This is a genomic window from Nocardioides maradonensis (genome assembly GCF_054777115.1).
The window spans coordinates 17,702-31,038 of sequence record NZ_BAAHAZ010000010.1; the positions used below are offsets into that span (position 1 = coordinate 17,702).

Genomic DNA, 13,337 nt, shown 5'->3' on the forward strand with positions numbered 1-13,337 from the left:
CATGACCGCTGAGACCACCGACGTCCCTCTCGACTCCGGCGCGGTGGACGGCGCCGTGCTCGCCTCCCTCCTGGACGGTGAGTACGGCGCCCTCCGCGCGCAGGTGAAGGAGTACCTGGTCGACCACGCGTCCTTCGGGCGCGACGCCGAGACCTGGTCCTCCGACGAGTACCGCGACAAGGTGCGCGACATGGTCGTGGTCGCGGCCGAGACCGGCCTCACCGCCTCCGGCTTCCCGGCCGAGTACGGCGGCAAGGACGACGTCGGCGGGAACGTCGCCGCCTTCGAGACGATCGCGTTCGGCGACCTCTCGGTGCTGGTGAAGTTCGGCGTGCAATTCGGCCTCTTCGGCGGCGCCGTGCACCAGCTCGGCACGAAGCGGCACCACGACGCCTACCTGTCCGACATCGCCCAGGCCAAGCTGCTCGGCTCGTTCGCGATGACCGAGACCGGGCACGGCTCGAACGTGCAGGCGCTCGGCACCGCGGCGACGTACGACCCGGAGACCGACGAGTTCGTGATCCACACGCCCGACGACAGCGCGCGCAAGGACTACATCGGCAACGCCGCCCGGCACGCGCAGGCGGCGGCCGTCTTCGCGCAGCTCGTCGTCGGCGGCGAGAACCACGGCGTGCACGCGCTGTTCGTGCCGCTGCGCGACGAGTCGGGGCGCACCCTTCCCGGCGTACGCATCGAGGACTGTGGCCGCAAGCTGGGGCTCAACGGCGTCGACAACGGCCGGATCTGGTTCGACCAGGTGCGGGTGCCGCGCGAGAACCTCCTCAACCGGTACGCCGACGTCAGCGCCGACGGCGTCTACTCCTCCCCCATCGAGAACCCCGACCGGCGCTTCTTCACGATGCTCGGCACGCTCGTCCAGGGACGGGTCTGCGTGGGCGGCGCCGGCATCCAGGCCAGCAAGGTCGCGCTCACCATCGCCACGAGGTACGCCGCGAAGCGCCGCCAGTTCGGGCCTCCCGGCGAGCCCGAGTCGCTGCTCATCGACTACGGCCAGCACCAGCGCCGGCTGCTGCCGCTGATCGCGCGCACCTACGCCCTCACCTTCGCCCAGGCACGCCTCGCGAAGGACTTCAAGGACAGCTTCAACCCCGACGGCGCACACAGCGGCGAGGAGCACGAACGCCGCCGCCGCGCCCTGGAGTCACGCGCCGCGGCCACCAAGGCGCTCGGCACCTGGCACGCGACCCGGGCCATCCAGGAGTGCCGGGAGGCCTGCGGCGGCGCCGGCTACCTGACGGTCAACCGCTTCGCCGCGCTCAAGGCCGACACCGACGTGTTCACCACCTTCGAGGGCGACAACACGATCCTGCTGCAGCTGGTCGGCAAGGGCCGGCTGACCGACCTGCGCGACGAGTTCGGGGCGCTCGACGGTGTGGCCCTCGCCCGGTTCGTCGGCCGCCAGGCGATCGAGACGCTGGCCGAGAAGACCATCGCCCGCGCGCTCGTCGAGCGGGTCCGCGACGCCGCCCGCGGGAACGACGACGCCGAGCCCGGCGGCGACCTGGTCGACCACGACTACCAGCTCGCGATGCTGCGCACCCGGGAGGAGCGGATCACCTCGAGCGTGGCCCGTCGACTGAAGAGCGGCATGGAGTCCGACATGGACCCGGCCGAGGTGTTCAGCCGCTGCCAGCACCACCTGCTCGCCGCCGCGTCCGCGCACGCGGAGCGCATCGTGTTCGAGGCCTTCCTCACCAACGTGCAGGCCATGCCCGAGGGGCCGGAGCGGGAGCTGCTGTCCCGCCTCGCCAGCCTGCACGCCCTCGCCGAGATCGAGCGCGACCGCGCCTGGTGGCTCGAGCACGGCCGCCTCTCGACCGAGCGCGCCAAGGCGATCACCCGCGCCGTCGACTCCCTGTGCCGTGACCTCAGCAAACACGCCCTCACCCTCGTGGACGCCTTCGGCGTCCCCGAGGAACTACTCCCCCAGGAGATCTAAGTGGTTCAGGACTTCCAGCACGCCTCCGTGATCGAGGGCGTGCGCTTCACCGCGCAGGTCGGCGTCCCGAACGTCGCCCAGGGCCTGTTCCGCAAGCGGGAGAAGGTCGTCGCGGTCATCAACAAGGTGCCGGCCGAGCGGCTGGCCTACGACCTGGTCGCGGGCCTGGCGGCGAAGTACGGCCCGGACCCGTTCTGGGTGCGGGTCGGTGCCGAGGAGACGCTCCTCCTGACCCATCCCGACGACCTCAGGTTCGTGCTCGGTGGCAGCCCGAGCCCGTTCGCGTCGGACCCGGAGGCCAAGCGGAAGGGCATGAGCGCCTTCCAGCCGACGGCGCTGTCGATCTCACGCGGCGACCTGTGGGCGAACCGGCGGGCGTTCGCCGACGCGGTGCTCCAGCCGGGCTCGCCCCTGCACCCGCTGGCCGCCGGCTTCGTGGCGCTGGCGGCCGAGGAGGCCGACGCCCTCGTCGCCTCCGGCGAGCCGGTCACCTTCAACGCGCTGAACCTCGCGTTCCAGCGGCTCACCCGCCGCGTCGTGCTGGGTGAGTACGCCGCGGACGACGCCTGGATCTCCGAGCGGCTCGGCGAGCTGATGGCCGCCGGCAACTCGATGCCCGGCTCCCCCGCCGCGGGCTACGAGGAGTTCCACGAGCACCTGGCGGCGTACGTCGACGCGCCGGACGAGACCGCGCTCACCGGTCTGGTCGCGGGTGCGCCCCAGGACGCGGAGACCGACGTCCCCGGGCAGCTGATCCACTGGCTGTTCGCGATGGGCGACACGCTGCCCACCAACCTGTTCCGCACGCTGGCGCTGCTCGCCACCCATCCAGAGCAGCGCGCGAAGGCGCTCGCCGAGGTGGAGAGTCACGCCACCGACGACGTGGCGGCGATCGCCGGGGCGTCGTACCTCGCCGGTTGCATCCTCGACACCATGCGGCTGTGGCCTACCACGGCGCTGTTCGGGCGGGTGCAGGCCGAGGACGTGCGCTGGGCGAACGGCGAGAAGACCCCCGCCGGCACGCCGCTGCTGATCCACAACCTGTTCAACCACCGCAACCGCGAGCGGATCCCGTACGCCGACCGGTTCGCCCCCGAGGAGTGGAGCGACGGCGACGCCGGCCAGGACTGGTCGTTCAACTTCTTCAGCCACGGCCCGCAGGGCTGCCCCGGCGCGGGCCTGTCGGTGCTGCTCGGCCAGGCGTTCCTGGCGCGCGTCCTGACCACGTCGACACCCGTGCTGGCCTCCGGCCCGAAGCTCGACCCGAACCACCGGCTGCCCCACGGCTTCGACGTGTACGCCGGCGCGATCGACCTCACCACGCCGTAGAACCGGCTCGGCTGGGTACCTCTGGACCGACAGCCGTTCGCGAGGAGGTGCCGGGTGACAGGGGCGAGCAAGCCGATCGAGGACTACGCGCTGATCGGCGACCTGCACACGGCCGCCCTGGTGGCCCGCGACGGCTCGATCGACTGGCTGTGCCTGCCCCGCTTCGACGCGCCCGCCTGCTTCGCCGCGCTCCTCGACGACGAGGACGCCGGGCGTTGGCGGCTCGCCCCCACCGACAGCGAGGCGACCAGCACCCGCCACTACCACGGCGAGACGCTCGTCCTGCGCACGCGCTGGCGGACCGCGGACGGCGAGGTGGACGTCACCGACTTCATGCCGGAGCGCGGCGAGGCGGCGGACGTGGTGCGGATCGTCGACGGGCGGCGGGGTCGGGTGGAGATGGAGTCCGACCTGCGGCTGCGCTTCGAGATGGGCCGGATCACGCCGTGGATCAAGCACAGCCGCGACGGCGAGACCGCCGCGATCGCCGGACCCGAGGCGGTCTGGTTCACGTCGTCGGTCCCGGTGAGCACCGACGACGGGGACATCTGCGCACGGTTCAGCGTCGAGGCCGGCGAGCGGGTCACCTTCGTCCTCACCCACCAGAAGTCGCACCGCGACCGGCCGAAGCGGGTCGACGCCGAACGCGCGCTCCGCGAGACCGTCGACTTCTGGGAGTCGTGGATGCGGGGCTGCGACTACGACGGCGAGTGGCGCGAGCCGGTACGACGCTCGCTGCTGCTGCTCAAGGCGCTCACCTACGCCCCCACCGGCGGGATCCTCGCGGCCGCCACGACCTCGCTGCCCGAGGAGATCGGCGGTGAGCGCAACTGGGACTACCGGTTCTGCTGGCTGCGCGACGCGACGTACACGCTGCAGGCGCTGCTCGGCACCGGCTTCGTCGACGAGGCCAAGGCCTGGCGCGAGTGGCTGGTCCGGGCGGTCGCGGGCGACCCGTCGAAGCTGCAGATGATGTACCGGCTCGACGGCTCCCGCCGGCTGCCCGAGTCGACGGCCGACTGGCTCTCCGGGTACGCCGGTTCGCGGCCCGTCCGCGAGGGCAACGCCGCCGCGGGCCAGTTCCAGCTGGACGTGTGGGGCGAGGTGCTCGACGGCCTGCACCTCGCGCGCGAGAGCGGCATGACGATCACGCACCACGCCTGGGACGTGCAGCGGGACCTGCTGGACTGGCTGGAGGGCCACTGGCAGGAGCCGGACGACAGCATGTGGGAGGTCCGCGGCGAGCGCCGGCAGTTCGTCCACTCCAAGGTGATGGCGTGGGCCGGGGTCGACCGTGGGGTCCGCAGCATCGAGAACCACGGGCTGGACGGACCGCTCGACCGCTGGCGCGCGCTGCGCGAGCAGATCCACCGCGAGGTGTGCGCGAAGGGCTTCGACACCGAGCGCGGGACGTTCACCCAGTTCTACGGCTCGCGCGGGCTGGACGCGGCGCTGCTGCTCATCCCCCGGGTCGGCTTCCTCCCCTGGGACGACGCCCGCGTCCACGGGACGATCGCCGCCGTCGAGCGCGAGCTGTGCCACGACGGCTTCCTGGTGCGCTACGACCCGGAGGCGGACGGCGGCACCGACGGGCTGTCCGGCCGGGAGGGCGCGTTCCTCGCGTGCAGCTTCTGGATGGTCGACGCGCTGCACGGCACCGGCCGCGAGGACGAGGCCCGCGCGATGTTCGAGCGGCTGCTGCGGCTGCGCAACGACGTCGGCATGCTCAGCGAGGAGTACGACGTGAAGGCCGGCCGCCACCTGGGCAACACCCCGCAGGCGTTCAGCCTGGTCGGGCTGGTCAACAGCGCGCGGCAGCTCGGCGGCAGCGCCACCCAGACCTCGGCTAGCGGGAGCGAGCAGCAGATCGCCCACGGGTCGACGAGCGGCTGAGCGGCAGGGTCAGCGCGAGGATCGCCCAGGAGACGACGGCCGAGGCGAGGCACCACGAGCACCACGCGTGGACCACGAAGGCCTGGACCGCGACGAGCCCGACCCCGGTGAGGGCGAACCCGACGGCCCCGACCTCCAGCAGCAGCGCGGGCCAGCGGCGCGACCGGCCGTGCGGGGTGCCGGCGTACAGCACGAGCATCGCCTCCCCGGCGTACGCGAGAACGCCCAGCAGCGCGTCCGGGAAGGGCAGCAGGTTGGCCACCGACGACCCGATGACCGTGTCCGTGCCGTCGCCGAACACCGGGTCCCAGGCGTGGCGGACCACGTCCAGCTGGACGGCGGCGAGGTAGCCGGCGACACCGACGCCCAGCAGCGCGAGCAGGGCCGCGAGCGCGCGACGGACGCCGTCAGGCACGGGAGAAGAGCGCCCGCAGGAACGGCAGCGGGTCCTGCAGCGCCATCCGGGCGCCCGCGAGCACGAACGCGATCGGGTTGACCAGCCGGGCCACCCACTGCGGCGAGCGGGTCAGCGAGGCCTGGAGGGAGCGCGTCGACGCCCGCGCGTCGAAGCGGCCGTGGGTGCCGAAGTCGCGGCCGTCGGGGCCGTCGGCCGGCTCCCACAGGTTGGCCGGGCGGCCGGCGTCGGCGGGCTGGGAGGTCTGCTGGGAGTCGTAGCCGGTGAGCGCGAGGTAGCGGTCCAGGAAGCCGGCCGCGATCCGGTTGCCCAGGATCGTGGCGACGGCGCTGCCCCCGACGACGTACTCGCGGCGACGGGGATGCTCGGCGGCGTACACGATGGTCTCGGCGATCACCTCGGGCTGGAAGATCGGCGGCACCGGCTGCGGCCGGCGCGGGAGCCGGCTGAGCACCCAGTCGAACTGCGGCGTGTTCACGGCCGGCAGCTGCACCATCGTCGCGTGGACCCCGCTGCGGTCGTGCAGCAGCTCGCAGCGCAACGAGTCGTGGAAGCCCTGGATCGCGTGCTTGGCGCCGCAGTACGCCGCCTGCAGCGGGATGCCGCGGTAGGCCAGCGCCGAGCCGACCTGGACGATCGCGCCGCGGTCGCGCGGCAGCATCCGGTCCAGCGCGGCCTTGGTGCCGTGGACGAAGCCCAGGTAGCTGACCTCCGTGGTCCGCCGGAACTCCTCGAGCGTGGTCTCCTTGAACGGCGCGAACACGCTGCTGAAGGCGACGTTCACCCAGATGTCGATGGCGCCGAAGTGCTCCTCGGCCCGGCGCGCCGCCTCCTCGACCTGGGCGGGGTCCGCCACGTCGGTGGGTACGACGAGCGCCTGGCCGCCTGCCCGGCGTACCTCCTCGGCGGCTCCCTCCAGCCCTTTCTCCCCCCGCGCGACCAGGACGACCCGGTCGCCACGACGGCCGAACGCGATCGCGCTCGCTCGACCGACCCCGGCACTCGCTCCTGTCACCACCACGACTCGATGCATGCGGTGCCGGTGCCCAGAAGCCGTCCGCGGCACACCCCGCCGGTCGCCGGTCCGGCGGACCCAGCAATTTCCAAGATCGGACTCCTAGCGTCCAAGCGACGCCTCTCCCTTCCTGGAGGGCGCCCCGCGCTGGGACCCCTACAGCGCGGTGCGGCGGAGCCGACCCCCTCTTGCGGCCATCCGCCCGGCGGGCCTCCACGGCTGACCCCCGTGGAGGCCCGTTCGCCGTCGTGACCACCGGTCCGGAGGCGACCTCAAGGATTTCCCAAGGTCACCTTCCGATCGTGGTCGCATCCACCCCCGACTAGAGGCAGGTTCGATCATGCTCCAATTGCGTCCTCGCCACGGTCGCCGCTCGTCCGGCGCCCACGCCGACCCCGAACGCAGGCACCGGCGCCGCAGGCCACCCGACAGGAGGACGCGAGGTCGACTGGTCTCGCTCCTCACCGTCCGCAATCCGCGGGTCGCGCTCGCGACCGCCTTCGCGGTACCGCTCGCGCTCGGCATCCAGGTCGTGGCCATGCCCGCCGGCCAGGGTGCGGTCGGCCCGGTCGGCAACGGCTTCACCGTGACCACCGGTGACCTGGCCTTCATCCTCAAGCAGATCAAGATCGCCGAGCGGCACTCGTTCACGCGTACGCCGGCGCACCCCTGCAGCACGCTGCTCAACCAGCCCGGCGACGGCATCCCGGACGCCGAGCAGGTGCCCGACATCCTGACGTCGTACGGCCTGCGCACCGTGGACGGCAGCTGCAACAACCTCAAGCTCGGGGACGAGAACTTCGCCGCCGCCGACCAGCCCTTCCCGCGGCTCACGACCGCGAAGTTCCGCGACGCCGAGGACGCGACCCAGTTCGGTGGTCCGGCGAACTCGTCGTACAAGCAGAAGCTGGCCAACAACGTCGTGGTCGACTCCCAGCCGCGCGTCATCAGCAACCTGATCGTCGACCAGACCTCGACCAACCCCGCGGCCATCGCGGCCGCCGGGAACCCCGTCCGGTCGCAGGAGAACCCAGGCCTGCACCCGTGCACGACCGACCCCGACCCGACGGCCAACCCGCCGGTGGCGGCGGACCCGCCGGGTTGCGTGCCGTCGCACCAGACCCTGTTCATCCCGAACGTGACCACCGACGTCGGCCTCTCGCCGCCGTACAACAGCCTGTTCACGTTCTTCGGCCAGTTCTTCGACCACGGGGTCGACCAGACGGTCAAGAGCGGGGGCACCGTGTTCGTCCCGCTCAAGCCGGACGACCCGCTGCGGACCCTCGGCCCGGACGGCAAGCCGAACACCGGTGACGAGGTTCCCCCGTCGCAGGCGTTCATGGTGCTGACCCGCGCCCAGAACCAGCCCGGTCCCGACGGTGTCCTCGGCACGGCCGACGACATCACCGACGCGAACAACACCGACACCCCCTGGGTCGACCAGAGCCAGACCTACACCTCGCACCCGTCGCACCAGGTCTTCCTGCGTCAGTACGCGCCCTCGACGCGACCTGGCCCGTACGGCGCCGACAACCCGGCGGTCGTCTCGACCGGCTTCCTGCTCGGTGGCGAGCCGACCGGCGCGATCTACCCGAACTCGCCGGACGGCACGGAGGGTGAGAGCACCTGGCACTCGGTGAAGGCACAGGCTGCCTCGCAGCTCGGTCTGCTGCTCCAGGACAAGGACGTCACCAACGTCCCGATGCTGGCGACGGACCCCTACGGCAAGTTCATCCCGGGCCCGGCCCGCGGACTGCCGCAGTACGTGACCACCACCGGCCTGGTCGAGGGCAACCTCGCCAACCCGGTCCCGGTCCCGAACAACGTCCTGCACTTCGACACGCCGTTCCTCACCGACATCGCGCACAACGCAGACCCGAGCCCGCAGTTCGGTCCCGGCACCTGCAACTGCGTTCCGGTGCCGGACGCGGACAACACGCCGTCCGCGGACTTCGCGCACCAGCCTCCGGGCACCTACGACGACGAGATGCTCAACGCGCACTTCGCCTGTGGTGACGGTCGCTGCAACGAGAACATCGCGCTCTCCACGATCCACCAGATCTTCCACTCCGAGCACAACCGCCTGGTCGGCTACATCAACAACGTGCTGACCAGCGACACCTCCCCGGAGGGCGTGGCCGCGCTCGCCGACTGGAAGGCGATCGGGGTCTCCGGCTACGACTACGGCGAGCGCCTGTTCCAGGCGGCCCGCTTCGTCACGGAGATGGAGTACCAGCACCTGGTGTTCGAGGAGTTCGCCCGCAAGGTGCAGCCGGCGATCCACCCGTTCCACGTGTACTCGCCGGACGTCAACCCCGCCATCGACGCCGAGTTCGCCCACGCCGTCTACCGGTTCGGTCACTCGATGCTCGACGACACGGTCGCCCGCACGAATGCGGACGGCTCGGACAACTCGCTGCCGCTGCTGACGGCGTTCCTGAACCCACCCGAGTTCTTCGACGGTGGGACCGCGGGGACGCTCAACGCCAAGGCAGCCGCAGGAGCCATCGTCATGGGCTCCTCGGACCAGGTCGGCAACGAGCTGGACGAGTTCGTCACGGAGACCCTGCGCAACAACCTGCTCGGTCTGCCGCTCGACCTCGCCACGCTCAACCTGACCCGTGCGCGTGACGCCGGCATCCCGCCGCTGAACGACGTCCGTCGGCAGATCTTCGCGCAGACGAACGACGGTCAGATGCAGCCGTACACGAGCTGGAGCGACTTCGGACAACACCTGAAGCACCCCGAGTCGCTGATCAACTTCGTGGCGGCGTACGGCCTCCACCCGACGATCGTCAACGCGACGACCATCGCCGGCAAGCGGGCCGCGGCTCGCGCGATCGTCGACCCGCTGCCGACGGACACTCCCCCGGCCGACGCTGCTGACTTCATGTTCAGCACCGGTGCCTGGGCGAGCGACCCGAACGGCGTGACGACCACCGGTCTCGACAACGTCGACCTCTGGGTCGGCGGTCTCGCCGAGGCGACCAACCTGTTCGGTGGCCTGCTGGGCAGCACGTTCAACTACGTGTTCCAGCTCCAGCTGGAGAAGCTGCAGGACGGTGACCGGTTCTACTACCTGGCACGGACGCCGGGCCTGAACCTGCGCAGCCAGCTCGAGGGCAACTCCTTCTCCGAGCTGATCCAGCGCAACACCGACAACACCAACACGCTGAAGGCGGACGCGTTCGCGACCGCCGACTGCAAGTTCCAGCTGTCGCACCTCGCGGGCACCCCCGCCGGGTTCACCCAGTTCGGATCCACGGTGGCCGACGACCCGACCACGACCGACTGCAACGAGTCGCTGCTGCTGACCCGCTCGCCCGACGGCACCATCTCGTACAAGACGAGGAACACCGTCGACCCGCCCGGTATCAACGGCCAGGCGGTCTACCAGGGCACGGACGTCACCAACCCCGACACCCACGGCAACGACCGGGTCACGGGCGGTGTCGACAACGACACCTTCTGGGGCGGCACCGGCAACGACCGGATCGAGGGCCAGGGCGGTGACGACGTGGCACTCGGAGGCGAGGGCAACGACATCATCACCGACCTCGACGGAGCCGATGTCCTCAAGGGCGGTCCCGGCAACGACGCCGCTGACGGCGGCCCCGGTAACGACATCGTCCTCGGTGGCGACGGCAGCGACTTCCTCAACGGCGGTGCCAACGACAACGAGGAGTTCGCCGGTCCCGGCAACGACTACATCATCGCCGGCCAGGGTGCGGACGCCGTCTTCGGTGACGGAGGCGACGACTGGATCGAGGGCGGCACGGGTCAGGACCTGCTTCAGGGTGACCACGGAGCGCCGTTCTTCGACGACCCGGGTGAGATCGCACCAGGCAACGACATCTTCATCGGTCAGCCGGGTGAGAACGACTACGACGCCGAGGGTGGCGACGACATCATGCTGCAGAACGCGGCCATCGACCGCAACGCCGGCGCCGGCGGCTTCGACTGGGCCACCCACCAGGGTGACACCACCGCTGCCAACGACGACATGATGATCAACAACAACCTGGGCGGCCTGCCCATCCAGGTGATCGTCAACCGCGACCGCTGGCAGGAGACCGAGGCCGACTCGGGTGGCTCGTTCAACGACGTCATCAAGGGCACCGACGGCGTCCTGGCCAACCCCCGCCTCATCGGTGGCGGTGGCTTCCAGGGATGCGACGCCATCGACCAGGCCGGCATGAACCGGATCAAGGGCCTCAACGCCCTGCTCCCGCCGGTCGCCCAGTGGCTCGGCAACGCTGCCGACGTGGCTGCCATCTCCGCCTCCGGACGCTGCCCGCTCAGCGGCAAGGTCTGGGGCGAGGGTGACATCCTCCTCGGCGGTCCCGGAAGCGACACCATCACGGGTCGTGCGGGCGACGAGATCATCGACGGTGACAAGCAGCTGCAGGTCGCGATCAGCGTGACCGACGGCAACGGCAACGAGCTCGGACGCACCGACCTCATGGAGGGGCTGCCCACCAGCGGCAACTTCGGGCCGGGAACCGCCGGGATGACCCTGCAGCAGGCCGTCTTCGCCGGCCTCGTCGACCCGGGCAACCTGGTCAACATCCGGGAGATCGTGAACAACGTCAACGCCCCCGCCGACTGCGGTGCCAGCTCTCCGGTCAACTGCGACACCTCGGTGTACGCCGGTCCGCGCTCCCAGTACACGATCACGTCCAACCCGGACGGGTCGGTCACGGTCCACGACACCACCAGTGCGGCTCCGGCCCCCGGTGTCGTGTCCACGGGAGACGGAACGGACACGCTGTTCAACATCGAGCAGCTGCAGTTCAGCGACCAGACGGTCCTGCTCGCGGCACCCGACGCACCCACGATCGGAACGGCCACGGCCGGCAACGCCTCCGCTGACGTCACCTGGACGCCCGCGGCCACCGGTGCCTCCGCCACGTCGTTCGACATCCAGGTGCTCTCGGGTGGGGTCCAGCAGGGTGCTCTCCGCACCGCTCCGTCGACCGACACCAGCGCGCACATCACGGGCCTGACGAACGGCACGACCTACACCTTCAAGGTGCGGGCTGTCGGGAGCTTCGGGACCAGCCCGTACTCGGCGGAGTCGAACGCGGTCACCCCGCACTCGACTGTTCCGGGTGCGCCGACGATCGGTACGGCGACCGCCGGGGTGAACTCGGCGAGCGTCACCTGGACGGCTCCGGCCAGTGACGGCGGCTCGCCGATCACCGGCTACACCATCCAGGCGATCAACGGGTCGAACGTGGTGGTGGGCACGGCCTCGGCCGGGCCCGGCGCCACCAGCGCAACGGTCACCGGTCTCGCGGCCGGTACGTCGGTCCGGCTCCAGGTGTTCGCGTCCAACGCGAACGGCGCGGGCCCGACCAGTGCACCGTCCAACGCGGTGACGGTCCTGGCGGACACCACGCCTCCGACCGTGACGGCACGGGCACCCGCGAACGGGGCGATCAACGTCCCGCTCACGAGCACGGTGACGGCGACATTCAGCGAGCCGGTCACCGGGGTCAGTGGCACCACGTTCACCCTGCGGCGGACCGTGACCGGGGCTGCCATCCCGGCGACGGTCACCATGACGGGCAACACGGCCACACTGACGCCGAACGCGCCGCTGCCGCCCAACACGCAGCTGACGGCGACGCTGACCGGCGGTGCCACGGCGATCAGGGACCTGGCGGGCAACCCGCTGGCGACCACGTCGTGGAGCTTCCGATCGGTCCCGGACACGACCCCACCCACGGTCGTGTCGAGGACCCCGGCGCCCAACGCCACGGGTGTCTCCCGCACCACTCAGGTGGTGGTCACCTTCAGTGAGCCGGTGACCGGTGTGACGAACGGGACCTTCGCGTTGGCCACCGTGGCCGGCGGGCGGAACGTGCTGGCGCTCGTCACCCTGAGCCTCGACGGGAAGACGGCGACGTTGACGCCGCTCCTCCCGCTCACGGCGGGCACCAACTACCGGGTCAACCTCACCAACGGGATCCGGGACCTGGCCGGCAACAGGTTGGCTCCCGTCTCCTGGACCTTCCGGACCTAGGAGGCAGCACCACAGCACGACAGCACCAGGCGGATGCCCGTGGCCCGAGGCCACGGGCATCCGTGCGTCCAAGATCCGTGCAAGGAGCGCGGCGCACGATCGGTCCATGGACGCCACTGCGCTGCGCACCCACAGCCACCCGATCACCGTCCGGTGGTCGCTGGTCGCCGCCCTGCTCCTCGTCGCCGTCACGGCGTACGGCGGCTTGCGCGCCGTCTCCCTGTGGCAGACCGCCGGCGAGGACCCGTCGGCGCTGCGGCTCGGCGACGTGACGTTCCAGGTCGTGTCCGCCGAGGAGGTCGTCGGCATCGCCAACGCCGACCTCATGGGCGGCATGGGGCACAACATCCAGGGTCTGGTCAGCGAGGACCAGATGATGGTGCAGGTCTGGCTGGACGTCTCGTCGGGCAGCCGGAAGGCGGCGTACGACGCCGGGCAGCTGCGGGCCTACCTCCCCGGCTCCACCACGCCGATCCTGCCGGCGAGCGGGACGCTCGACGCCGGCGTCCTGACCCCGCACGCGACGGTGGAGGGCTCGATCGGTTTCGTCGTCCCTCGGGGCACCACCCACCTGGTCCTGGGTGCGGTCGGCACCCGTCACACGATCGACCTCCCCGCGCTCGCCGCGGGTGCGCCGTACGTCCCGAATCCCAACAGCTCCGAGCACCACCACTGAGCGCCCGCGCTCAGCACGCCG

The 13,337-nt window shown here is 71.1% G+C and carries 7 protein-coding genes; 5 read left to right on the forward strand and 2 right to left on the reverse strand.

Annotated features, from left to right (window positions below):
* Window position 1: 1 nt before the first annotated feature.
* The 3 genes from ACYVAQ_RS13265 to ACYVAQ_RS13275 are packed head-to-tail and all read left to right on the forward strand — an operon-like array spanning window position 2 to window position 5,182.
* Complete coding sequence (locus ACYVAQ_RS13265) at window positions 2–1,960, forward strand: acyl-CoA dehydrogenase family protein (RefSeq protein ID WP_460790261.1); 1,959 nt, start codon at window positions 2–4, stop codon at window positions 1,958–1,960.
* On the forward strand, window positions 1,961–3,289 hold the full coding sequence (locus ACYVAQ_RS13270; protein WP_460790264.1) for a cytochrome P450: 1,329 nt from the start codon (window positions 1,961–1,963) through the stop codon (window positions 3,287–3,289).
* Between the two features lie 54 nt (window positions 3,290–3,343).
* Window positions 3,344–5,182, forward strand: a complete 1,839-nt coding sequence (locus ACYVAQ_RS13275) for a glycoside hydrolase family 15 protein (protein ID WP_460790265.1) — start codon at window positions 3,344–3,346, stop codon at window positions 5,180–5,182.
* Here ACYVAQ_RS13275 and ACYVAQ_RS13280 read toward each other — a convergent pair.
* Both ACYVAQ_RS13280 and ACYVAQ_RS13285 read right to left on the reverse strand, forming a co-directional pair.
* Window positions 5,136–5,597: a vitamin K epoxide reductase family protein gene (locus tag ACYVAQ_RS13280; RefSeq protein ID WP_460790268.1), complete on the reverse strand. Its 462-nt coding sequence runs from the start codon at window positions 5,595–5,597 to the stop codon at window positions 5,136–5,138. The genes ACYVAQ_RS13275 and ACYVAQ_RS13280 overlap by 47 nt on opposite strands.
* Complete coding sequence (locus tag ACYVAQ_RS13285) at window positions 5,590–6,630, reverse strand: SDR family oxidoreductase (RefSeq protein ID WP_460790270.1); 1,041 nt, start codon at window positions 6,628–6,630, stop codon at window positions 5,590–5,592. Before ACYVAQ_RS13285 ends, ACYVAQ_RS13280 begins: the two co-directional genes overlap by 8 nt.
* A 322-nt stretch (window positions 6,631–6,952) precedes the next feature.
* Between ACYVAQ_RS13285 and ACYVAQ_RS13290 the strand changes: the two genes are divergently transcribed.
* Entirely contained in the window at window positions 6,953–12,640 is a 5,688-nt protein-coding gene (locus ACYVAQ_RS13290) for a peroxidase family protein (protein ID WP_460790272.1), read from the forward strand.
* Window positions 12,641–12,746: 106 nt separating this feature from the next.
* Window positions 12,747–13,316, forward strand: coding sequence for a hypothetical protein (locus ACYVAQ_RS13295; protein ID WP_460790275.1), 570 nt, complete (start codon window positions 12,747–12,749; stop codon window positions 13,314–13,316).
* The last annotated feature ends 21 nt before the right edge of the window (window positions 13,317–13,337 follow it).

What these genes read in the sequence shown, in the direction of transcription:
- ACYVAQ_RS13265 (WP_460790261.1), top strand. Translation starts at nt 2, where the DNA reads ATGACCGCTGAGACCACCGACGTCCCTCTCGACTCCGGCGCGGTGGAC.
- ACYVAQ_RS13285 (WP_460790270.1), bottom strand. Translation starts at nt 6,630, where the DNA reads ATGCATCGAGTCGTGGTGGTGACAGGAGCGAGTGCCGGGGTCGGTCGA.
- ACYVAQ_RS13290 (WP_460790272.1), top strand. Translation starts at nt 6,953, where the DNA reads ATGCTCCAATTGCGTCCTCGCCACGGTCGCCGCTCGTCCGGCGCCCAC.
- ACYVAQ_RS13295 (WP_460790275.1), top strand. Translation starts at nt 12,747, where the DNA reads ATGGACGCCACTGCGCTGCGCACCCACAGCCACCCGATCACCGTCCGG.